This is a genomic window from Roseivirga sp. (assembly GCF_034669765.1).
Classification (GTDB): domain Bacteria; phylum Bacteroidota; class Bacteroidia; order Cytophagales; family Cyclobacteriaceae; genus Roseivirga.
This window is the reverse complement of record NZ_JAXMOQ010000008.1, coordinates 1-22,471: the sequence shown is the minus strand read 5'-3', so window position 1 is coordinate 22,471 and position 22,471 is coordinate 1. Positions and strand designations below refer to the sequence as shown.

At 39.6% G+C, this 22,471-nt stretch carries 19 protein-coding genes; 4 read left to right on the top strand and 15 right to left on the bottom strand.

Annotated elements, in window-relative coordinates; genetic code table 11:
• Nucleotides 1-246: 246 nt before the first annotated feature.
• The 6 genes from VOI17_RS15265 to VOI17_RS15240 form a co-directional block, all read right to left on the bottom strand.
• Nucleotides 247-2,883 (bottom strand): ABC transporter permease, encoded by a 2,637-nt coding sequence (locus VOI17_RS15265; protein WP_323758093.1) that lies wholly within the window; start codon nucleotides 2,881-2,883, stop codon nucleotides 247-249.
• A 3-nt stretch (nucleotides 2,884-2,886) separates the two neighbouring features.
• Nucleotides 2,887-5,502 carry an ABC transporter permease gene (locus tag VOI17_RS15260; RefSeq protein ID WP_323758092.1) on the bottom strand — a complete coding sequence of 872 codons (2,616 nt, stop codon included), beginning with the start codon at nucleotides 5,500-5,502 and terminating at the stop codon, nucleotides 2,887-2,889.
• Between the two features lie 174 nt (nucleotides 5,503-5,676).
• A complete protein-coding gene (locus VOI17_RS15255) occupies nucleotides 5,677-6,021 on the bottom strand; it encodes a PadR family transcriptional regulator (protein ID WP_323758091.1) in 345 nt (114 codons plus the stop codon).
• Between the two features lie 269 nt (nucleotides 6,022-6,290).
• A complete protein-coding gene (locus tag VOI17_RS15250; RefSeq protein WP_323758090.1) occupies nucleotides 6,291-7,256 on the bottom strand; it encodes a peptidoglycan DD-metalloendopeptidase family protein in 966 nt (321 codons plus the stop codon).
• A 90-nt stretch (nucleotides 7,257-7,346) separates the two neighbouring features.
• The gene (locus VOI17_RS15245) at nucleotides 7,347-7,985 is read right to left on the bottom strand and encodes a hypothetical protein (RefSeq protein ID WP_323758089.1); all 639 of its coding nucleotides are present in this window, start codon (nucleotides 7,983-7,985) and stop codon (nucleotides 7,347-7,349) included.
• A 1-nt stretch (nucleotide 7,986) separates the two neighbouring features.
• On the bottom strand, nucleotides 7,987-8,508 hold the full coding sequence (locus VOI17_RS15240) for a sigma-70 family RNA polymerase sigma factor (RefSeq protein ID WP_323758088.1): 522 nt from the start codon (nucleotides 8,506-8,508) through the stop codon (nucleotides 7,987-7,989).
• Nucleotides 8,509-9,116: 608 nt separating this feature from the next.
• Here VOI17_RS15240 and VOI17_RS15235 point away from each other — a divergent pair.
• From VOI17_RS15235 to VOI17_RS15225, 3 genes are all read left to right on the top strand, one after another.
• Nucleotides 9,117-9,914: a LytTR family DNA-binding domain-containing protein gene (locus tag VOI17_RS15235; protein WP_323758087.1), complete on the top strand. Its 798-nt coding sequence runs from the start codon at nucleotides 9,117-9,119 to the stop codon at nucleotides 9,912-9,914.
• An 89-nt stretch (nucleotides 9,915-10,003) separates the two neighbouring features.
• Nucleotides 10,004-11,248 (top strand): S41 family peptidase, encoded by a 1,245-nt coding sequence (locus VOI17_RS15230; protein ID WP_323758086.1) that lies wholly within the window; start codon nucleotides 10,004-10,006, stop codon nucleotides 11,246-11,248.
• A 514-nt stretch (nucleotides 11,249-11,762) separates the two neighbouring features.
• The gene (locus tag VOI17_RS15225) at nucleotides 11,763-12,065 is read left to right on the top strand and encodes a hypothetical protein (RefSeq protein WP_323758085.1); all 303 of its coding nucleotides are present in this window, start codon (nucleotides 11,763-11,765) and stop codon (nucleotides 12,063-12,065) included.
• Nucleotides 12,066-12,988: 923 nt separating this feature from the next.
• Here the strand turns inward: VOI17_RS15225 and VOI17_RS15220 are convergent.
• From VOI17_RS15220 to VOI17_RS15180, 9 genes are all read right to left on the bottom strand, one after another.
• Nucleotides 12,989-13,570, bottom strand: a complete 582-nt coding sequence (locus tag VOI17_RS15220; protein ID WP_323758084.1) for a YdeI/OmpD-associated family protein — start codon at nucleotides 13,568-13,570, stop codon at nucleotides 12,989-12,991.
• 252 nt (nucleotides 13,571-13,822) lie between these two features.
• Entirely contained in the window at nucleotides 13,823-14,593 is a 771-nt protein-coding gene (locus VOI17_RS15215) for a hypothetical protein (protein WP_323758083.1), read from the bottom strand.
• 328 nt (nucleotides 14,594-14,921) lie between these two features.
• The gene (locus tag VOI17_RS15210; protein ID WP_323758082.1) at nucleotides 14,922-15,416 is read right to left on the bottom strand and encodes a VOC family protein; all 495 of its coding nucleotides are present in this window, start codon (nucleotides 15,414-15,416) and stop codon (nucleotides 14,922-14,924) included.
• A gap of 72 nt (nucleotides 15,417-15,488) precedes the next feature.
• Nucleotides 15,489-16,304 carry a helix-turn-helix domain-containing protein gene (locus VOI17_RS15205; protein WP_323758081.1) on the bottom strand — a complete coding sequence of 272 codons (816 nt, stop codon included), beginning with the start codon at nucleotides 16,302-16,304 and terminating at the stop codon, nucleotides 15,489-15,491.
• Nucleotides 16,305-16,429: 125 nt separating this feature from the next.
• Complete coding sequence (locus tag VOI17_RS15200; RefSeq protein WP_323758080.1) at nucleotides 16,430-17,407, bottom strand: permease; 978 nt, start codon at nucleotides 17,405-17,407, stop codon at nucleotides 16,430-16,432.
• A gap of 84 nt (nucleotides 17,408-17,491) precedes the next feature.
• A complete protein-coding gene (locus VOI17_RS15195) occupies nucleotides 17,492-17,728 on the bottom strand; it encodes a thioredoxin family protein (RefSeq protein ID WP_323758079.1) in 237 nt (78 codons plus the stop codon).
• A 213-nt stretch (nucleotides 17,729-17,941) separates the two neighbouring features.
• Nucleotides 17,942-18,250 carry a DUF6122 family protein gene (locus VOI17_RS15190; RefSeq protein ID WP_323758078.1) on the bottom strand — a complete coding sequence of 103 codons (309 nt, stop codon included), beginning with the start codon at nucleotides 18,248-18,250 and terminating at the stop codon, nucleotides 17,942-17,944.
• Between the two features lie 26 nt (nucleotides 18,251-18,276).
• Complete coding sequence (locus VOI17_RS15185) at nucleotides 18,277-20,184, bottom strand: beta-N-acetylhexosaminidase (protein WP_323758077.1); 1,908 nt, start codon at nucleotides 20,182-20,184, stop codon at nucleotides 18,277-18,279.
• Between the two features lie 141 nt (nucleotides 20,185-20,325).
• The gene (locus tag VOI17_RS15180) at nucleotides 20,326-21,129 is read right to left on the bottom strand and encodes a CDP-alcohol phosphatidyltransferase family protein (protein ID WP_323758076.1); all 804 of its coding nucleotides are present in this window, start codon (nucleotides 21,127-21,129) and stop codon (nucleotides 20,326-20,328) included.
• Between the two features lie 288 nt (nucleotides 21,130-21,417).
• Between VOI17_RS15180 and VOI17_RS15175 the strand changes: the two genes are divergently transcribed.
• Nucleotides 21,418-22,341 carry a metallophosphoesterase family protein gene (locus VOI17_RS15175; protein WP_323758075.1) on the top strand — a complete coding sequence of 308 codons (924 nt, stop codon included), beginning with the start codon at nucleotides 21,418-21,420 and terminating at the stop codon, nucleotides 22,339-22,341.
• Nucleotides 22,342-22,471 lie beyond the last annotated feature (130 nt).

Genomic DNA, 22,471 nt, shown 5'->3' with positions numbered 1-22,471 from the left:
TTGTTATGTGTGATATAGGAGGCTCCTCGTATCGACAAGATGTAAGGAAGAAGCAGAACAGCATTATAGATAATAATAGTAATGTACTCTTCTTAAATATGAACATAGAAATTCTTTATCCTTGTAGGACTTAGTAGTTGTTTTGTTAAACAGCGTCAAGCATAAAAAGTTACAAAATCTAAGATGGTTAATAAGAAAATTGAATTACTGTTCCGACCAGATTAAGTGGTCGGAACAGTAGGCCTGTTACTCGGATCTGAGACTATTTACTGGATTGGCCACGGCTGCTCTAATTGCTTGAAAACTCACAGTGACTATGGTAACCAGTAAGGCTCCTGCTCCCGCGGTGGCATATACCCACCAATACAATTGGGTCTTTACTTCGTAGCCGTCCAGCCAGCCTTGGAGTACATTATAAGAAACTGGAATAGCTATAAAGCAGGATATTATAACGAGTAAAGCAAAGTCTTTCGATAACAATCTCCAGAGATTTAATACACTAGCGCCAAGCACTTTTCTGATACCAATCTCTTTGGTTCGCTGTTCCGCAACAAAGGCCGATAGTCCAAATAAGCCCAAGCAACTAATAAGAATAGCAAGGAGTGTAAAAAAACTTGCTAGACTGCCAATTCTAAGCTCAGCATCAAACTTTCTATTGTAGTCGTTATCTGCAAAGTGATAGTCGAAAGGAGCTTCTGGCAGAATTTCTTTATAAACTTTTTCAATAGCTGGCAATGACTGACTCGCGCTTACATTTGGGTTGAGCCTGATGTACATATAGCTAGTATATTCCTGATCGAGGAACATTATAGATTGATCCGTTTCCTGAAAAGGCGAACCCTTGATCATGTCTTTCACTACACCAATAATGGTGTAGTTCATAGCTGGTTTCCAGCCTGGATCATATCGAATCACAGTGCCAACAGGGTTTTTCAGTTTCATCTCATTTAAGGCTGATTCATTAATGATGATGGAGTTCTTGTCTGTTTTAAGGTTGGGGTTAAAGTCTCTTCCCACTATGAATTCCAAACCTACGGCATCTGCATAGCCATTAGAAATGGCAATGGTGTTGAATGATTTATCATAACTGGGGTCCATGTCTTCCCAAGTAAAACCTCCATTCCAGCCACGAGTGCTGGTTACCGAATAATCAGAGAAGCCAATAGCTTTAGCCATTCCTGTGTTAAGGATTTCGTTTTTTAATAATTCTTTTTGATCCTGAAACTTTGGGGAAGCAGGAGCCAATGAAACCATCCCTTTAGGCGAGTACCCAATAGGTCTGTCTTTAGCAGCCTGAATCTGGTTATTGACTGTTATAGTACCAATAATGAGAGCAATAGAAATAGTAAATTGGAAGACCACAAGTATCTTTCGCGGAATGGATGCGTTCTTCCCAAATGTAAATCCTCCTTTGAGTGCTATTAATGGTTTAAAACTTGAGAGGTAAACAGCAGGGTAGGAGCCAGCAACGAGTGCTGTAAAAAACATGAAACCAACACCAAGTAACCAGAATCCAGATATCCCCCATGGAGCGGCAATGGCTTTTCCAGAAGTCTCGTTGAACCAAGGGAGTAATGTTCTAAGTAGTAAAATAGAAATTAAAAAGGCAGCCAAGGTGTAAAGAAATGACTCAATGTAGAATTGAGAAATAAGCTGTTTTCTTAATGAACCCAGTGTTTTTCTAATGCCTACTTCTTTGGCCCTTTTCTCTGACCTTGCTGTGCTTAGGTTCATAAAGTTAATGCAAGCCAGTAGCAACACAAAAACACCTATAACACCATAGAGTCGAACGAACTTCATTTCCTTGCTTAACACATTTCTCCCATCTTTCCATTCAGATCTTAAGTGCCAGTCTTTCATAGGATGGAGAAATAGTGTTTGACCCGATTCTTTTGCCCAGTCGTTATAATGGTCTTTTACTTTGTCAGCAATCAAAGAAGAGAGATGGTTTTGGTCAACGTTTTCGGCCAGCTTTACATAAATGTCTATGTTATAATTATTCCAAACATTAAAAGCTTCAGTTGTTTCTCCAAGCAATAACGACAGGCGGGAAAAAAAGGTAGCATTTGAGAATTTTGAGTTTTTCGGTAGGTCTTTATAAACGCCACCGACTAACAGATCGATAGAAGCGTTGAGTTGAACGTTCAATCCAACTGGGTTTTCCTTTCCGAAAAGTTTTTCAGACAATGATTCAGAAAGAATAATTGACCGTTGTTCTTTGAGTCCTCGGGTGGTTCCATAAATCATTTTGAGCCCAAGTACTTCAGGGCCTTCTGGTTGAAGAAAAATGCCTATTTCTCGAAATTTTAGTTCTCCATTACCAACTACTGGGGCTTGTGTTCTAGATCTGACCATAAAGAGGTTTTCAATTTGATCAGGAAAGGACTCTCTTATTAAGGTGCCCATACCCGTAGTCACAGAATTGCTTACAGAAATGCCTCCTTCGCCATCCGACTCTGCGCGAAGCACCTGCGCAATTTGATCGTAATTCTTGTGATACTTATTGAAGTTCAATTCATCTTGAACCCAGAGGCCGATAAGCATAGCGACCACCATGCCCATAGCCAAGCCTCCAATATTGATGAACGAATAGCCCTTATTTTTTAAAAGCTGTCGGTAACTGATTTTAAAGTTGTGTTTGAACATGGCGTTGTTGTTAGAGTTTTTGTTTTTGAATAATCTGAAAGCAAAGGGTCGCAAATAGTTAATGACCTGATACCAATAGTTGCGCCTTGCTTTTCTTGTTGAATATTTTTCTGCTGTTGAATAGAATTTCTCGTCCAAATCACCCAATACCTCTTCTGCCAGTTCATTTTTAATGAACCAGAGCAGCAGCTTCTCAGCTAATCTGGGAGGGGTGATATGGTTTTTGGAATTTTTCAAATCCTATTCATTTCTTAATGCGTGAACGGGGTTGCGCTTGGCAGTAGATAGTGATTGACCAATCACTGTTATTAAAGCCAAGAGCGTGACCATAAATCCTGCACAGGCAAAGATCCACCAGCTTAAATTCGTTTGGTTAGCAAAATTGGCTAACCATTTGTCCATAACATACCAGGCAATTGGTGCCGCAATAATGAAAGCCAATAGCACCCATTTGATAAAGTTACCGCTGAGTAATGTTATAATTTGGCCTACACTGGCTCCAACCGCCTTTCGAATACCGATTTCTTTTATGCGCTTTTGTGTTTCATAAAGGGCCATAGTAAATAGCCCAATGGATGAAAGTATTAATGCCAATATTGTAAACAATATAAAGGTTTGAGAGAGCTGTTTTTCGTGCTCGTACTGCTCCTGAAGTTGACTTTCTAAAACAGTGTAAGTGAAATTGCCATCAGGGTAAATTTGTTGAAATAGCGCTGATACCGCTTCAAGGGTAGGTTTAAATCGCTCTTCATTTATTTCCAGGGTGAAATTCTCTTCAGAATCCTGAAAGTAGGCTATTATTAGGGGCTCTATTTTTCTTGATAAATGTTCAAAATTGAAATCATCGATGACCCCGATTACCTGATATGGATCTTTTTCTCCACCCCAAGAACTATTGGCCAATTTAGCATCATCTACATTTTTAATGCCCCAAAATTCCATAGCAGCTTTATTGATTACAACTTTGTGTTGTCTGTCTCTGTCCAATGAATCTGTAAAGAACCTTCCTTTGAGCAACTTTAAATCTAGGGTACTCAAATAGTCGGGGTCAGCAGTCATGAACTTTATATCTCTGTATTCAAAAGAGCTATTTGCCAGCTTCCATGACATGCCATAAATATTTCCGTCAATAGGTAAATTGCCTTGAGTGAAATGTTCAACACCTGGAATTTCGCTTAGCTCGTTCTTGACATACTCATAGCTCTTACGTTGCTCTTCTGACTGTTTTTTAAACTCTTGGAAATCTCCAGTATAAGGAATCCTCTCAAAAAAATTAATGCTCACTAAATTCTTTGAATCAAAACCTAGGTCTTTATTCTGCATGTACATAAACTGCTTGTATACTACTCCAGAAGAGATGATAAGGACGATAGCAAATACATATTGCACTGTAGTGAGGGCTTTGCCAGCCTTAGAACGCTTTTTACTATTGAGTTGTCCTGCGAGTGCCTTGGTGCTGGAGACTTTGGTTGACTGAATTAAGGAAATGAAGGTTGTTAGAATTAGAAAACTGATGGTGCAAATAGCAATTATCCCAACTGCCTCAATTAAACGATAATTAAGTGTCAACGCTAGAAAACGTAAGTAATATGGCTTGACGAGTACAAAAAGCCCCGAAATGAGCAAAATGCTTGAAATGGCAAATATTGACCTTGAGGCAAGTAGTTCTAGTAAAAAGTCAATGCGTTTAGCTCCATGAACTTGCTTTATTCCTCTATTCTTTAGTTGAGAGAAGATTAAGGTGGACTGCATATTGGTGAAATTCAATATGCTTATGATTAGGATAACGATGGCTACCAAAATCATGGTTTTGACATTAGCTGTATCACCTCTTTTGGCTATTAGATCAGTTTCAAGAGTATTATTAAAGTAAACGTCACTAAAGGCTACTGTCGATAAAATACTTTCTTTGAATTGTGAGTGAGACCTTCCTAACGCCTTTATTTTTTCATCAAACACGGATTGATTAAAGCTATTATTCGTCAAAAGAAATTCAATCCCTGACATGTCCCAATCCTCTTGTGAATGCTTTGGTAATATGAAATCGAATGATATTGAACTGTTTGATGGAATGTCTTTCAAAATCCCCGCAACTTGGTATGTTCCTGTTTGATCTACTTCAATGGTTTTTCCAATTGGATTGATATCTCCAAATATCCTCCTGGCGAAGGATTCTGTGAGGATAAGGTTGGTAGGTGACATCAAAATATTCTCAGTATTTCCTTCGACAAGTTCAAAGTCAAAAATATCAAAGAACGTACTGTCGGTTATTAAGCCGCCTGCTCTATAATCTTGATTATTGTATTTTAATTTAATTTCATTAGGGTTAAAATAGATAGCCAATATAACCTTGTCTATTTCTGGGAACTCTTGATAGTTAATATTGAAAAATAAACCGCTTTCAATAGGCTTGCTATCATCAACAAGGCTTTGTTTAACGACTGGAATGTACAGGTTGCTGTAGTTCGAGTGAAATTGATCGGTTGAAAGTTCAGCGTCTACCCAAAGGTATATAAGGAATGTACTAAGTACCCCTACAACTATACTAGTAAGGCTGGCAAAGGTGATAAGAGAGTTTTTTCTAAATACGCGAGTGGCAAATTTGAAATGAATTTTCATTGGGCTGATGATTAGGTTTTTGACTTTTGTTGACTTAAGTGCAAATGGACGCAAGTAATTAATGACCTGATACCAATAGTTGCGCCTTGCTTTTCGGATAGAATCTGTTGTTATAGTTGAGTGAAATTTTTCATCCAAATCACCTAATACCTCTTCTACTAGTTCATCTTTGATGAACCAAGTCAGTAGCTTTTCTGCCAAGTGGGGAGGGGTGATATGGTTTTTTGTATTTTTCATTGTTTATGAACCGTCATTGCGAACGCTTACGCCTTAGCTTCAGCGTTGGCGCAGAAACAAACTTCGCGGTAGCAGAAGGGTGTGACGAAGCAATCTCTAATTCTTCTTTATAGTCAGTGAGATTGCTTCGGTCATGGATTTATCTATCGAACATCCATTCCCTCGCAATGACGCCTAGATGTTAAAATTCAGTTTACCGCCAGCAAATGCCGGGAATTGATTCCATAAAGCGATTTTAAAGTCTCTTGATTCCTGCAGCGTTCTCTGACCAGAAGCTGTTATGGTGTAAATTCTTTTTCTCCGTCCACCACGTTCAGCGGTAGATTCACCCATTTTCGATTCCAGAAAACCTTTTTCTGTAAGGCGGTTGAGGGTTGAGTGAACCGCACCAATTGAAACGGCCCTGCTGGTTTGCGATTCAAACTCCTCGGCAATTTTAAAAGCATAAGCTTCTTTATCTAAAATGCCAACCAAGAGCAGAAGTGTCTCTTCAAAGTCTCCTATTTTTGTTTCTTTCATAACCTACTAGATTGTAGAACAAATATATAGAAGATTTTTTAATTTGTTCTACTTTTTAGTAAGTAATGATTTGGTGATGGGGATTGACATGAATTCAGCGTTCAATACGGATTGAAAGAATGCTAAAAGACGCTGGGGAGATTGGATCAACTAGGTCAGAGAGCCTTGAACCACCGTCTAAAGCAAAAAGAGACCACTGTTTGGTGGTCTCTCTGGGTTTTGTTTCCTGTTGTAGTTTTTCGTTATGATTTACAAAACCGGATGATTGGTTAATTCGAAATACGCTCGCCTTTAATGGGAGAGTAATCAGTTTTTACTTTTCCATTTACCTTAATACTTTCAAAATAGCTTTTGGCTCCAGTTGCCTGACTCATCTCTTCCATGTTTTGAATGTGAAAATGTAGGTGGGGTTCAGAAGAATTTCCTGAATTTCCACTAAGCCCCAATACCTGTCCTTGAGTTACTCTATCGCCTTGTTTTACTTTAATGGAATGCTGCTTAAAGTGAGCTAGAAGTAGGTATTCATTGTTTGCAGTTTTAATAATTACGGTATTCCCAGGGATATAAATAGGGTTCATTGTACCCGGTTTGTTGTCTTTAATCCCATCAACCACTAGTACCACTTCCCCGGCCGCAGGGGCAATAAGTTCTTTGCCAAAAGCATAGTAATCTTCGTTTTTACTTCCGTCACCGCTATACGACTTGCCGCTCTCGTCCATAATTAGAAAGTCAAAAGCGCCTTTTTGTGAAGTTGTAGTGACATGGTAATTAAGGGCCTCGGTGTCGCCTCCCCAGAATACTGTCCATTCACCATTGAAAGGCAGGATTAAACTCGAAATATTGCGTTCCAATTTGGGCTGGCTATTGTCTTGATAGGGCTTTAATAGCATGCCGTTGATTTTTGAATTTTGATCTGTTGAAAGATTTAGGCCGAGTACTTTACGGTCAAATTGAGCTTTGTATAAGGCGACCATACCTTGCTCGTACTTGACAAACTCAAGGCTTTTAAGTGCGCCAGCCTGTGACTTTACGTTTTGTAGAAATGTCAAAGTTTGATCTGAAGGCAAGGCGATTTTCATCTCCGGTGAAAACATTTCGAAGATTGAGTTGTACTCACTTTGATTAAATAGTCTTTTGAATTCTGAAGCTGTCTTTTTTGAAACTTCCTTTTCTCCCTGTGCGAAAGCGATGGTGCTAAAGCCAAGAATAATGAGTGATGCGATTAGTTTTTTCATGAGTTCTATAATTAATGTTGATATGAGTTTTCTAGGTCGACTATGATGATAGCCTAGCGTTAGTTTGAAATGAATTTGATTTTTTTGAATTTATTCTTCCTCTTCCAGTTGATCTTGAATACGCTGAATATCAGCAATGAGTGGATTAAGCGTTTTCTTTACAGCACGTTTATTCAGCCACACCACAAAGGCGTAGAAGAAAGCCAAGCCTACAATCAATGTGATTTTACTTGCTGAGTCAAAGGGTAAATGATCCTTCAAGCCAGAGGAATAACCGAATATCTCTGGGTTGCCTAAGCCTAGTATGAATGTAATATTCAGTAGAAAAGGCGGCCCCGCATACCAATACAGAACTGTGTCTAAAAACCTATGCTGCGCCATCATATTGGTTTTTTGGTTTTCCAATTGAGCCTTGAAGGGTAGCGTTAGGTCTTCATTTTTTTTGCTCAGCTGAAGTTTTCTAAAGCGATAAATCACATAAACGGACCACACTACAGTAAGTATGCTTGCTATTCGGGTAATAGGAAAAGGAATGTCATAAGCAAAGTAGGCAAACATTGGAATGCCGATAAATGCCGCTACAATCTCACGGATGTCTCTGTTCCGGATTACCTTTTCAATGTGATTGAGTTTGCTTTTTAAATCCACTACCAGCCGCGTTAAATCGACCTGAATTCTCTCTGTTTGAGAGGAGCTCATCCATATTTCTTTTAATTCTTGTTCTGTCATCTTATGCCAATTTTGGGGTGATACAGTCGAATAATAGTTTTCTTATCCGTTTCATTTTTACCGCTACATGGTTATCCGTTAAACCGGTAATGGTAGCGATTTGCTTATAAGGCAGACCTTCTAAAAGCAGTACTAATAAAGATTGATCCGCTTCATTTAAAGTAGCAATGCAATCGTGGAGCGCTTTGTACCTTTCTTGCTGACTTTTGTCTGGTCCAACATCTGCCGGAACAAACTGCATTGAATCCAGCCGTATCGTTTTCTCTTTGCCTTTGTCCAGTTTCAGTTTAGATCGCTGACAAACGTTTAGGGCGATTTTATACACCCAAGTGTCAATATCAGCATTGCCTTTAAAGGTGGAAAAGGACTTCCAGATTTGATAAACCACTTCCTGAAATAAATCCTGCGGCTCTAAAGGAGCAACGGCATAAACACGACTGATCCTATAGATTTTCTCCTTGTTGGTTTCTAGTACTTGTTCAAAAGTCATTGCCTCACTGTCCTCATGTCCGAAGTTTTCCATTGTCTATTAATATTAGTGACAGGGCCTTAAAAAATATGACAGCATTTTTGAAATTTATTTTCTTAAGCATAGTACGTCTTTTGTAAAAGTGAACCAAAATAAATTAGTTTCTCGCTTCAACTTAGGATACAAAAGGGAGTGCAAATAGCTCGCTTCATCGTCACTCTGAGGTTGAGCTTGAAGAGCGAAACCGCGAGAGTCTGTTTGTACGGAGGGGAAGTGCTAAGTACAGACACTCCGAAGCCTCGGAGCTCGCGGTCAATCAATTCTCTATCGAGAATCGTTCTTCCTCAGAATGACGCTCCAATTTGGTTTTATCTTTATTGAACCGTAATCCTGAATTAATTTCAGGATCCGTTAGCTAATCAGGTAAAACAGCATAAACATGAGAATTGCACGGATGTCCGCCCTCGGGGGCGGTAGGTGGGGGATTTACACTAAAGAAATTGAACAGCATCCTTAATGAATAGATTGTCACAAATTATTGCCTATTAGTAGATAAATCGGAGAACCTAGGATAGGAGCTTTTGATCTAAATTTTTATGGTTTTTTGTTTTCTATCTTGAAAAGAACGGCTTTTCTAATATCATTGTAAGCGAAAGCAATATATGTTAAAGCAGCATTACCCATTCGACCCCTCGATTAAACATCATGTACTGATTGCCCTTGGTTTAGCGGTGTGGGTTTTTGTGTTTCTCTTTTTCACAGAGCCGCTTGATGTAGGCCAGCTTTATTTGGATGAAAAGTTGACTTATCTGCCGCTCTACGGTCTTTTTGGCTCCCTTTGTTATCTGATATGCTTGCCATTCCAGCATTGGCTGTCTAAAAAAGTTGGGCAGTGGCCGGTTTGGGCGGAACTCACTTTTATGTCTTTCGTCATCATTATTGGTTTTGTTGCTACCCGCTTGGTGTACTATTATTTGGTGGTGGACTCAGACCCATACGCCTACACCATTTCTTATTTTGCTACCGCCATTTATTTGCCTGCTGCACTTACCGTTTTCCCTATTGTGGCTATTGGCCGTTGGTCTTTCGGTAAGTACAAAGAGAAGCGTTTGGAGAATGATAAAATCGAAATTAAAGGCACTGGAAATTACGAAAGCTTGCGTCTGCAATTGAATGATCTCATTTGCATTCAGTCGTCTGATAATTATGTGGAAGTGACCTTTAAAGAAGGTGAAAAATTAAAGACACAGTTGATTAGAAATAAGCTGACGGAAGTAGAAGAACAACGGCCAGAATTGATTCGAACACACCGTTCTTTTTTGATCAATGCTTATCATTTTAGACAATGGAAAACGGGAAACCGTAAGGTGAATGTGATGCTCACAGGCGATATTGAAGTACCCGTTTCAAAAACTTATCAGGCTGCAGTAGAAACAGCCGTCAATTCCGCCACAGAATAGTGTGATTTCGCCACAAGCCTTATTAAATAGGTTTAAAGGCCGATTTCTGTTTGTACGTTTGAACCAGTCAAACACTAAAACAAACAGATATGAAAAATTTAATGACCCTAATTCTCCTTATTACTTTAAGTTTCAACCTTTCAGCACAAGCCAATTGCGACTGCAAACCTGAGCTTGATTTTGTGTATGAGCAGATGAAGGGGATGAACTCTTTTAAGCATCAGGTAAAAGGAAATAAGAAAACTGAATTCGAGAATTTATACCAACAACTTCGTGGCGAAATGGCCAATGAAATGACCAAGGTAGATTGCTTTTGGAGGCTTAATCAACTAGAGCATTTTGTGAATGATAAGCATGCCGAGGTGTACGAGCCAAGGCCTGATTATACAATGGACGATATCTTCGATTCTACATTTATAAAAAGCTACAGGGCCAGCGATACCTTCAAAAGCCACCCCAAGGTGGACTTGGATTTAACGCAATTGAAAGCCCAATTGAAATCTAAACCGTCAGCAGGTATTGAAGGCATCTACAATGCGGGCAGTAGAATGAAATTAGGTGTGTATCGTATCGATGCCGATAGCTTGGTAGGCGTGGTGTTAGAATCTCAAATCAGCATTTGGGAGCCGGGGCAGATCTATGCTTACATCAAGGAATCCGATTCGCCTTCACGTTTTAATATTGTCTTTTACAGTCAGTTGTATAAGAACCTGGTTTTTGCCGAAGAGCAGCTTTTCGAAAATGGCCAGCTGTTTTCTACTACGAGAAAAGAAGGAAGCGATGAGGCCTATGATATTGTAAATGTCACTTCCGATGAGGCTGAAAGCTTTGAGCTGACTAGATTAAATGAGAATGTGCAATACGTTTGGATGAACAGCTTTAATAGAAGCACCATGCGAACAAATAGAGACCAATTGATCGCTCAAATCGAAAATGAGCTGAACTCGCCTTACTTGATTGTTGATTTGAGAAATAACGTGGGCGGTTCTGATAAAATATCTAAGCCCATTATAAAGGCCATAAAGAAGAGCAAAGCGCATGTTTATGTACTTACTAACTTCTACACAGGCAGTAACGGAGAACTTACGACAGGACGTTTAAGAAACCTCAAAAACACGGTTCATTTAGGACAGACCACTTATGGAGCATTGGGTTACGGTACTAATTACGGAAGAACCTACACTTCACCATCAGGTATGTTCACATATGCGCCAACAGATATGCGTCAAGCTTCTTTTCTTCCCTATGAAAATCAAGGAATTGCCCCAGAGATTAAACTAGACGCCAATACCGACTGGGTAAAACAGACCTTAAGCATCATTGAAAAGAAGTAGTTAGAATATTATTCAAGAATTATTAAAGAGACTGGGTCAGATGTGTTTGACTGCTGTCTAATCCAAAAGAGACTACCGAGAGGTGGTCTCTTTGCTTTTGTTGGTGGTGATGTACACATAAAACGACCAGTTTGACATAAATGAGATTAGTCAAAAACTTTAAATCTTCCGATTGACGATTCTATTTTTAGATCCTTCGCTTCACTCAGGATGAAAAGCAGGGTGCATATAAATGCAGTTGAGCTTAATTTTAACAGCATAACATTTAATCAAAAAACAATGAGGCTTACTCTTACTTCACTGCCAATAATTGTTTGGAAGTAAACGGCCTATTTTCATTTCCTGAGGCACGAAGGATCTAATTTTTCGATTTGCTATACAGTTTTTAATTCCTTCGCTTCTCATCCGCTGAAGTTTCTGCGAACACGGTAACACTCAAGATGAAAGGGAGAGTGCAAATAACTTGCTCGATCGTCATACAGTACCGAATCTCTTTTTCAGAAATATAGATTGAATGAGTAAACAGCAAAGCCCTATCATTTACCGTCACGCTGAGGTTGAGTTTGAAAAACGAAACCACGAAAGTCTGTTGGTTGGGAGAGGAGGTGCTAGAGACAAACAGCCTCAAGAACAACTAGGGCGGAATTTAACCCGTTTTTTAGAGAGGGTTCAATTAGAATTATCTCGTTTTGAAATCAAGCGATCTTTCAGAAAAAGAAACCATCCTTTAGTCTTAGGCCTTATCATGCCAGGCCAACTTATAACCGTTGATGCAAGAAATTTCCTACGTTTCAAGTATCTTTTTGGAAAACGATAAGGCCTCCGTTGACGAGATGAAATTAGGCTCATTTTTTAAGGTTAAAATTCGAAATATAGGCAGATGATGACCTGCCCAACCTACTCCTTGTTCCTAAGATATTTATAAAACCATGTTATCCCTAATTTTCGCCCACATTACCGTAATAGCTAAGTAACTGATTTTCTCTAAAATTTAATTTTTTTAGTTCCTTCCTTATTATTGATGGAAAGTAGATTTTAGACTACTTGTCAATGAAGAACATGAACTAGTACATTGGTCAGATGTGTTTGACTGCTGTCTAATCCGAAAGAGACTACCGAGAGGTGGTCTCTTTGCTTTTTTGCTAATACTCTGGTGAAATAGCAAAGTGCGCTGAGTAGCGCAAAGCCCTATCACTTACCGTCACTCTGAGGTTGAGTTTGAAAAACGAAACCGTGAGAGTCTGTTGATTCGGAGAGGAGGTGCTAAGTACGGACACTCCGAAGCATTGGAGCTTTCTTCCTCGGTGTTTGTTGGGAGAGAATGCACTAAGTACAGACACTCCGAAGCCTCGGAGCTCGCGGTCAATCAATTCTCTATCGAGAATCGTTCTTCCTCAGAATGACGCTCCGAATGGGCTTTATTGAACCGTCATCCTGCCCGCGAAACTTGGGGGAGTTTCAGGATCCGTGGGCTATTCCTTTTAGATCCTTCGCTTCACTCAGGATGAAAAGGAGAGTGCAAATAACTTACTTTATCGTCACTCTGCTCCAATACTTCGGAGGTCTTTTTCAGAAGCATAGATCGAATTAGTAAACCGCAAAGCACGCTAAGCAGCGCAGAGACTCATCACTAACCGTCACTCTGAGGTGGAGTTTGAAAAACGAAACCGTGAGAGTCTGTTGGTTCGGAGGAGAGGTGCTAAAGAAAGTGAACAGAGTCCTTTGTAGTAAGCTATTTTCTTACCTAAACTGTTTGGGCTTTAAGTTTTCACTGGCGTTTGCTGCGATTTCTGAAACTCTCTTTTGTCTGGTCTCTGGTCTTTTCGCAGAGATTACCCAGTGCAACAAAATCTTTTTTGCTGACTTACTTAGGCCATCAAAGAAGTCTGTGGCGCCTTTGTAATTGGTCAATGCTGCTGCTAAGTCTTCTGGAATGACAAGGGCTTCAATTTCATCTAAGAATGTCCAAGAACCATTCTGCTTGGCGGTTTCTATACTGGCCAAACCGGCTTGGGTCATTTGGTTGTTTTGAATGAGTTGGTCGACCTTTTCTTTGTTTACTCTAGACCACATGCTATTCGGCTTTCTTCTGCTGAAATACTGCATGTACCTTTCTTCGTCAATAGTCCTTCTGGTGCTGTCAATCCACCCAAAGCAAAGTGCTTCATCTACTGCTTCGCTCCAAGTCAAAGAAGCCACTTTTGTGGATGACTTAAAATGAATAAGCCAAACTGATTGTTCGGACTGATGATTTTTTTCTAACCATTTTCGCCAATCTGCTCTGCTGTTAGGGCAATATGTTTCTGTTTCCTTGTTACTCATTTCATTTACTATTCTGAATAGAGGGGCTATTGCCTTATCTGGGTTAAAGATTCATTGGCACAAACCTATACCTGACAAGTGACAACCCTATGTCAGTAGTGAGCAGCAATTAATGATATTGGTGGAGAAACATCAAAAATAAACTGGTAATAGGTCTTTGGCTGCTATCAAATCGAAAAAAAACACCACTGAATGCTGATTTTACAAATACACAATGAGCGGCAACTCTGGTTCTAAATCAAATGATTTTTGTTATTTCTCTTCCAAATAGTTGGTCAATAATTCCTTCAGCGCTTTAGCATCGCTCAGGGCTATCTTATGAATATTTAGTACCATTGATTTTAAGGCTTGTCTCATCGAAATAAGGTTTGCCAGTTCTTTTACTTTTGGAGATTCAATGGGCTCATAAAAAATAGAATTATCAAATTCATCTAATTCCTGTTTACCAAACTCTGGTATCATTGCTTGAAATGAAGAATTGATATCAAGGTAGGTGCCAATTTTGACACTTACATCTCTGATTGAGACATCGTTTTTATCAAATACACCATTCATATTTTCCATGTTAGCATAATAGTCTTCAACCGCATCCCTTATCGAATCATTAGCTAGATAATTGATTTTTCCGTTATTCTTTAGGTCTTCATAAAAGGTTTTAGATACCGTAAAGTCGATAGTAAGAAGGCCATTGGCTATTTGTTTCTGGATTAGTGTTTTGTTATTTCTAATAGAGTCTGTGGTAAATGCTGCAAGAATGGTTCTGTCAGAAATGATTTGTAAACTATCATATGTATTAATAATCTCAAGGAGATGTATGTCTTTACCTAAATCTCTAATCAAGCCAGATATCAAGTCCTTTTCTTGGTTGCGAACCTTTCTGTCTTCGTTCAAATTATTGATTTGGAGCGCTAGCAAAATTCCAATAACGACTAGAATTATCTCTCCGATTGCATAACTGAAGTACATTCTCAACTTGTTTTCAGTCAGCATCTTTTGTCTAATTTTCCTAAAGAATTTGATCATAGGTTGGCGGTTTCTGATAATGATGCCTAACGTTTGCTATCGCTCGCTTACCAAGATAACTGTTTTCGATAATTATGCCTTAAAAGGAGAATGCTCTTTTTGAGCGAATATGGCTTGTTGGTGCTTTGGTGAAACCGCAAAGTGCGCAAAGTAGCGCAGAGGTGAATTGAGGGATGCCGAGACCTCCGACCCTTGGGAGTCGGCATGACGCTTCGAATAGGCTTCATTGAACCGTCATTCCGATGAACCTGAAGTGCAACGGAAGGTGAGGAAGGAATCACTTAGTTTAATCACCTCTATTGCTTTTTCGTATGGTTTTTTCCTCCGTTTAGTTGGGAGAATTTAGACCGAGTTTATTTCCTTCTGTATCTAAAAACAACGCGAAAAACCCGCTCTCATCTGCGTGAGCCGTTTTTGGGACAATGATTTTCCCACCATTTTTTTCAACCTTATCTAAAATGGTTTGAAGATTGTCTCCGCCATTCAGGTATATGGTTACCCCATCAGCCATAGGTTTAAAACCTTCTCCTTTCATTATAACTCCCGTATCCATTTGCCCTTCGTATGGGAATATTCCCATCTCCATTCCAGGCATTTCCATTTGCTCAATGTGAATGTCCAAAATGGCCTGATAAAAACTGATTGCTCGTGAAATATCCGTTGCTGGAATTTCAAAAAGGGAAATAAAACTTTTCATATCGTTTGTTGTTTGCGTGGCGTTTGAATCAATCTGTGGCTTATCTGAACTAGTTGTACTTTGGCTGTTACAAGCTACCAGGCTAAAAGAGAGCACTAGGGCAGAACAGAGTATCGTCTTTTTCATATTGTCTTTAAATTGACAATACAAATTTGCGCTACTCTTAATGGCTGAAATTGTAAAAATGCGACACTCAATCTATTTATAGAAAAGCGCAGAAAGGGCCATGTTTTCATTTCCTAAAAACTCTTTGGGATTAGTTCCAGTAAACTCCTTAAAGTCTTTGATGAAGTGTGCTTGGTCGTAATATTCACTTTCATAAGCGATATTGGTTAAGCTTTCGGAGTCTTTGTTAAGTAGCATTTTTAATGCAGTTTGTAATCGAATTAACTTACCTAACTGTTTGGGGCTAACGCCAATTTCTTTTGCAAATTTCCGTTCAAGTTGTCTTCTTTTGGTCAAGTCATCTTTAAGAATCGTTTTTATCGGTGCGTTTCCGTTTGTCGATAAAAGGGCATTAACGGTTGTTTTTACAATGTTCTCAACGGTTGATTTGTCGTTTAGCCTTTCCAATAGAAACCCCTCTATGATTTCTATTCGTTGTTTAACATCTTGCGCTTGGATTATTTTTTCTTCTAATTCCTTGGCGATTTTTTCTTCAAACAATAATGCTAAAGGCGTCTCTTTATTGGCTAAGTTTTTAATTGGTTCCGTTACAAAATTAGCAAAGCCGTAAGGGTAGAATCGGATTGCGAAGGTTTTTACATTGCCTGTTGGTTCGATAAAAAATGGTTCAATGGTTTGTCCAAGCACCATTGCACGGGGTTGTAAAATGAATTCTTCTTCCGAGGTATATCGCTTTATGTCATCACCAAGAATAAAAGCCATTTCAATACAGCCATCAGGAACGATTCGTTGTTTTTGAGAATCATTATCATGAGGTACTTCCAAAGTCCAATAGCAACTTACTAAAGCATCTAAATCTGGACTTGGCTGAAATGTTTGATAATCCATATATGGGTAGTTTTTTCAAGTGACGGACAAGCTTATGTATAAGCCATAATTATGGTCGTTATATCTCACGTAATTTATCAAAACTTCCTTATGGCAACCAATAATGTTGATGATAAGGTATGGCCTCACAAAATCAAGTTAAACAGATAGCCTGAAATGATAATACAAAGGGTAACTACACTGAAGAAGATGGCAATGAGCTTTAGAGTCATTACTTTCTTAAGAAGCATTGCTTCTGGCAATGAGAGCCCTACTACGCCCATCATAAAGGCAATAGCAGTACCCAACGGGATCCCTTTCGCTACTAATACTTGAACGACAGGTAGTATTCCCGAAGCATTAGAGTACATCGGTACAGCCAAAATGGTGGCAACCGGTACGGCAAACAGATTGTCTTTGTCCATGTACTTCTCGAAAAATCCTTCTGGAATATAACCGTGCATTAATCCACCAATCGCAATGCCTATCAATACATAAGGGATAATGCCTTTGAGAATTTTAACCACCTCCGACCAAATAATAGGCAAACGTTGTTTGAATGATTGTTTTTCGGCCTGAAACAGCTCTTGATCGCGTTGGGCATTGGCTAGCACTTCCTTCACCCAAGGGGTGAGGTAACGTTCTAACCTGAGTTTTTGAAGGATGACACCAGAAATAGTACCCAGCAGCACACCACTCACTACATAGATGATGGTAGTTTTCAACCCAAACAAACCAATAAAAAGACCAATGGCAACTTCATTCACCAATGGGGAAGTAATTAAAAATGCAAAGGTTACGCCCAATGGAATGCCACCTCGTACAAAACCGATAAACAGCGGCACAGATGAACAAGAACAAAAAGGGGTGACTACTCCAAAAAGACTGGCCATCAGGTATTCTAATCCATATAATTTATTTCTTGAAAGGTAATTTTTCACCTTGTCAATAGGGAAGTAGCTATTGACCATTCCCATCAATAGAATGACGACAACCAGTAAGATTAAAATCTTGGCAGAGTCGTAAATAAAGAAATTCAGGGCTTCTGCTAAATGCTGCCCTTTGTCCAAATGCAAAACATCATAGACAAACCAATCGGCAATATTTTGAATCCAATCAAACATTTCCGTTGAGGCTCATAGTAAATGAAGTGGTTCCGAAAACTACATTTGAAGCCTTGATGTGATAATTCATGATATTCGAAACAGTTAGTTTAAAAGCACCAATACTTCATCTTTTGAAGGAACTCTGCCCTTGATGGTAATTACACCATCTACTACCAAAGCAGGCGTGGTCATTACATTGAACTTCATGATTTCCATGATGTCCTCTACTTTTTCGATGCTTGCATCAATGTTGTTTTCTGAAATTACTTCCTTTACAACCCCGGTCATGGACTGGCATTTTGGACAACCTGTGCCTAATATTTTAATTTCTTTGGTCATGATCTTTAGTTATTTGATGTGCCATCAAGTAACAACAAGTGCTCGACATGCAATGTGACTTTAATCATGTTTGAAGATGTTTTTTGTCGGTTATTGGAGATGGCACATGGGAGAATGATCTTCATGGTTTTATAAGGCAAGAGGCAGTATCAAGGGGAGCTGAGTTTGCATGCTTGGTTAGAGTTACTATGGCCTTATAGGCTAATGAATGCCTTACATCATCAAACAATCAATATAATCAGTAAGCATATGAAAGAGTAAACCAATGCCGATAATTCTGAAGGGCTTTTTGAAAAATAGAAGAAGCACATAAAAGCCCATAGCATAATAGGTGTGCAGGAAATGAAAATTGATGCTGCATCGGCCAGGATCGAAAATTGGGTTGGCAAATAAGTGATCCAGGTCCACCAGCATAGTTGCCAGCAAAATCAAATAAGTCTTCTTCCATTCCTTTTTAAAAAAGACAAAGGCAATCACCAAAGGAAAACCGAGGTGCAAAAAGTAGTGAATTATTGACTGCATGGCGCTTTTTGTCTGGGTTCGAGAACTTAATTGTCTTTATAAAACTCAAGGATGTCTTCCAATTTGGCCGCAGAGTCTTGCAGGCCACCTTCTCTATTCCTGACCAGCCAAAGTGCTTTGTGCTGCGCAATCAGGAGTTCTAGTTCTTCACTCAGTGCTTTTCTTTTTTCGGCCGGAATGCTTTTGGTGTCGAAGTTTTCTGCCTTCAATCTGGCTACTCCTAAATGAATACCATGGCGGGCCAATGCGGCTGCTTGCTGCAATTCATCGATGGTGATTTGGGCATCCTCAGACTCAGGTTTGGCTAAACTTAAGATGTCCAAACCACGCTGAATGGTGCTGTCCGCAGCCCATAGGTTTTCTTGGGTCAACTCTTTTGTTTGATCGTTGCCTTGCATGGTCCATAAATACCTTCTTAGCAGCAAGTGAAAAGCATTGGCATTGCCTTTTGGAATCTTGGTGTCTAAATAAGCATTGCCCAGCATTAAAACGGATTTGGCGGTGTTGCCCGTTTTGTCCTGAAACAGGTAGTGGTTGAGCTGAAACTCAAGGTGATCGAGAGATTCATCTTGATAATTCCATGCATAGCTGGCGCCCAAAAGCATACTCGGGTAAACCACGGAGAGCGGTTGCCAGTGGCCATAATCACCCCAATTGGTATTGAGGTAGCCTTTGGCCTCGTTTTCCTGTCCCGAAATGGCCGCATTCTTCAGGTTCAAAAATGCATTATGATTACGCCCGATCAATGAACGCCACGAAGAAGTGCCGGGACACACATAAAAGTCCAAACCCGCTGCTTTGAACTTTGGCAGCTGCTCATCAAAAGAATGGTCGTCACTGTAGCCCCAAACCAATGCCGTCATGTCTTTGGGCAGTTCGCTGATCAATTCTGGATGATTCAAAATAATATCTCCCCAAAACTGAGTTTTAAAACCTAGGCGATTGGCTTCGTTATTTAACTTCACGAGGTAGTCTAAATAAACCCTCCCTTGGCCTAGTTTCTCGCATTCCTCTTCCGACTTCCCTTCGCATAATTCTACAGTTTCATCTCCGCCAATATTGAAGAAGTTGCTAGAAAAGTTAGGGAGGGCTTCTTCATATAAAGACTTCATTAAGTTGAAAGAAGCAGGATTGGTGGGTGCTAAGCTTGTTCGCTTACTTTTGCCCCAAATCGTTTCGCAATCGTCTGGGCATTCCGCTAAATCGAGGTATTCATCGTGTTTTAGCCAGTTTTCCATGTGCCCGAAGGAGTTTTGGTTGGGCACCAAATCGATGAATCGCGCTTTGCAATACTTGTCTAGCAGTCTAATTTCTTCAGCCGTTAAGGGGCTTGAGTTCTCCCAAACTACTTTATGGTCTTTATAAGCGAAGGTATGCTCTGTGTACAGTTGCAACTCGTTAATTTTCCATGAAGCCAATTGGTCAATCAGGCGATAAAGGCTTTCCATGGTTGGTACTTTATCTCGGCTGATGTCGAGCATATAACCCCTGCGCTCAAAATTTGGCCAATCATTAATGGTTAGGCAGGGGAGTGTGGAATTTTCTTCCGTAGCATAAGCGACAAGCTGTAACAGTGTGAGTTTGGCGTAATAAGCTGCGGCAGGGTTTTGGGCGGAAATACGGATGTTGCCCCGACTTAATTCTAGCGTATAGCCTTGTGCATGCGTTAGGGTAGAATCAACTGAAACGGAAAGATTTAGCTTTTCTCCTTTTAGGTCAAAACTCAAATTGCCTGTTAAAGTAGAAAGCTCAGTGGATTTAATAAAGTCAGCGAATTGACGGATTTGCGCTGCCGAAAAAGCCTCACAACCTTCTGTGAGCACCAGTTCTTGAGGTGGGTTAATGAGGTATTTATCAAAATCATTGGCCAAAGCCAGGTTGCTTACAAAAAAAGCGAAAAACAGTAAGTTGAATTTGATAGTATTGAAGGTCATGCTTAATCCGAAATCAGTTAGGCAAGAGTAGCCTTATTTTGATAAAGAATCAAGTTTGGGTATTGGTGGTAGCTAAAAGTAAACCTTGTATGGCTTGTTGGTGAAGAACACCAACAAGGGCAGAATAGTTAATTAAGCTCCTTAGAGGTGAAACTTTGGAGCACATGCGACAGTAGACGCCTTGCCAAAAACCTTTCTTATGGCGATGACCAGGAAAATCATGGAGGTGTAGTAAATAAAGAAAGGGATAATGAATTCACTTAGTCCTAAAACCAAAAAGATACTGATGATCAGCAGCTGAGAGCCTAAGCCGAGCAGTGAAACGATCGTCATAAACCAATTTGGAAACCAAGTGCTTTTCACGGCACTTCTGTCAAATAAGTAAATGGCTTTATCGAAAATGCCGTATAGGCCTTTGTAGAGGAAAAATAGAATGTTCACGTTTTGCTGTTTTTCACCTTCCATTGCCAATGGAGGATGCTTTTCAAAAATCCTACTTGTGGTGTCTCCATCAAATCTATTCCTGAGAATGACATAGTAGTAATTATAAATGGTGCCTTGCAATTGCATGCCTAAAAAAGCCAAAACGGTATATAGAAAACTAGCATCAGTAAGGAACCATAATGTGCCTAAAAGAAGGGCATTCAAAAGAATATCGGCAACAGAATCCAAATAGCGACCAGTGTAGGAAGGTGTTTCTTTCACCCTGGCCAGTTCACCATCTGCCGCGTCTAAAATAGATTTTAAGATCAAGAAGAAGGCAGCTGCCCATGCGTAGCCATTCACGATGCACCAAATGGCCAATAGCCCAGAAATTGTGAACGCAACCGTAACATGGATAGGCGTAATGGCAGTGGCTTTGAGTAAGTGCGCAATCGCTTTGGCTGCTGGCCTGCCGTAGTCAGAAATATCTACGAATTGATTTACTTTGGGTAATTTGGACACTTAAGGTGGTTAAGATTTCAATTGTCAAGTTATGGCTTTCAACTTGGGGTTAAATGTATTTGTTTAAACTCTGTGTATAATAAATATCAAACACTTCCCATCGTCATCATTCGAACCGCAATCGATTGTCTTATACTCTTATTTTAGAGAAGGGTTTATTCTTGACTATATTAAGAGTCTATTAATTCATTACTGTTCATCAATAATTCACAAACAGATAACCCTTTAACCATTTCATTTGGTCCATAGCTTTTGTTTATTTGAAGGTGAAATGAAATCCAAACGGTTATGAAAGGCATTGAATCAAATAATTCAAGAAGGGAGTTTTTGAAAAAGAGCGGCTTAGTTACATTATCTACCTTTCTGCCACTTTCGATCTATGCTTGTCAACCTGACAAAACCTCAAAAATCACATTTGGACTCACTACCGATTCACACTATGCCGACCGAGAGCATTCTGGTACTCGCTATTACCGTGATTCCATAGCGAAAATGAATGAGTTTGTGGAGGTGATGAATCGTGAGAAAGTAGATTTCGTAGCCCATTTAGGTGATTTTAAGGATGAAGACTTGAACCAAGTAGAAAGTGATACACTCCGCTATTTAGAAACGCTGGAGAATGCTTATAGCAAATTCGAAGGGCCTCGCTATCACTGCGTTGGCAACCACGATGTAGACAGCATTAGGAAGGGCCAATTCCTAAGCTATATAGAGAATACAGGTGTTGATAAATCGAAGAGCTATTATTCTTTTGATAAGGAAGGCTTCCACTTTATTGTTTTAGATGCGAACTACCATGCCGATGGGAGAGATCAGTTTTATAAAGAAGGAGCCGATTGGCAGGACGCCAATATTCCTGAAATAGAGTACAATTGGCTTCAACAAGATTTAGAAGCGAACAAGTTGCCCACCATTGTTTTCTGTCATCATCCACTTTATAAATTCAATGAAGAAGGCGCAAAATTTCATGTCAATGATTATCAGAAATTTCAGCAACTGTTTGAAGCCTCTGGTAAAGTATTGGCTGTATTCCATGGCCACGTCCATGCAGAGGAGCACACTCAAATCAATGGAATTCATTATGTTACCCAGTTAGGTATGGTGGATTACCAAGGCTTGGAGAACAACAGCTTTGCCATTGTTGAAATTGATGATCAAGCCATTCATATTAAAGGCTACAAAAGGGTAAGCGATCAGACGCTGGAGGTTTAGCACTGTATCGTCCTGAAATAGGTTGACTCAATTTAGTGATTTAAATGATTTATAGTTTTTCCATTTTCTCTCTAAGTAGCCTTGTTTTTTATGGGCTTCATTAGGTGTTAACATCTCAATACTTCTATGG

Coding starts and splice junctions, on each gene's coding strand:
- VOI17_RS15260 (WP_323758092.1), bottom strand. CDS start 5,502: ATGAAAAATACAAAAAACCATATCACCCCTCCCCACTTGGCAGAAAAG.
- VOI17_RS15255 (WP_323758091.1), bottom strand. CDS start 6,021: ATGAAAGAAACAAAAATAGGAGACTTTGAAGAGACACTTCTGCTCTTG.
- VOI17_RS15250 (WP_323758090.1), bottom strand. CDS start 7,256: ATGAAAAAACTAATCGCATCACTCATTATTCTTGGCTTTAGCACCATC.
- VOI17_RS15245 (WP_323758089.1), bottom strand. CDS start 7,985: ATGACAGAACAAGAATTAAAAGAAATATGGATGAGCTCCTCTCAAACA.
- VOI17_RS15240 (WP_323758088.1), bottom strand. CDS start 8,508: ATGGAAAACTTCGGACATGAGGACAGTGAGGCAATGACTTTTGAACAA.
- VOI17_RS15235 (WP_323758087.1), top strand. CDS start 9,117: ATGTTAAAGCAGCATTACCCATTCGACCCCTCGATTAAACATCATGTA.
- VOI17_RS15230 (WP_323758086.1), top strand. CDS start 10,004: ATGAAAAATTTAATGACCCTAATTCTCCTTATTACTTTAAGTTTCAAC.
- VOI17_RS15225 (WP_323758085.1), top strand. CDS start 11,763: ATGAGTAAACAGCAAAGCCCTATCATTTACCGTCACGCTGAGGTTGAG.
- VOI17_RS15220 (WP_323758084.1), bottom strand. CDS start 13,570: ATGAGTAACAAGGAAACAGAAACATATTGCCCTAACAGCAGAGCAGAT.
- VOI17_RS15215 (WP_323758083.1), bottom strand. CDS start 14,593: ATGATCAAATTCTTTAGGAAAATTAGACAAAAGATGCTGACTGAAAAC.
- VOI17_RS15210 (WP_323758082.1), bottom strand. CDS start 15,416: ATGAAAAAGACGATACTCTGTTCTGCCCTAGTGCTCTCTTTTAGCCTG.
- VOI17_RS15205 (WP_323758081.1), bottom strand. CDS start 16,304: ATGGATTATCAAACATTTCAGCCAAGTCCAGATTTAGATGCTTTAGTA.
- VOI17_RS15200 (WP_323758080.1), bottom strand. CDS start 17,407: ATGTTTGATTGGATTCAAAATATTGCCGATTGGTTTGTCTATGATGTT.
- VOI17_RS15195 (WP_323758079.1), bottom strand. CDS start 17,728: ATGACCAAAGAAATTAAAATATTAGGCACAGGTTGTCCAAAATGCCAG.
- VOI17_RS15190 (WP_323758078.1), bottom strand. CDS start 18,250: ATGCAGTCAATAATTCACTACTTTTTGCACCTCGGTTTTCCTTTGGTG.
- VOI17_RS15185 (WP_323758077.1), bottom strand. CDS start 20,184: ATGACCTTCAATACTATCAAATTCAACTTACTGTTTTTCGCTTTTTTT.
- VOI17_RS15175 (WP_323758075.1), top strand. CDS start 21,418: ATGAAAGGCATTGAATCAAATAATTCAAGAAGGGAGTTTTTGAAAAAG.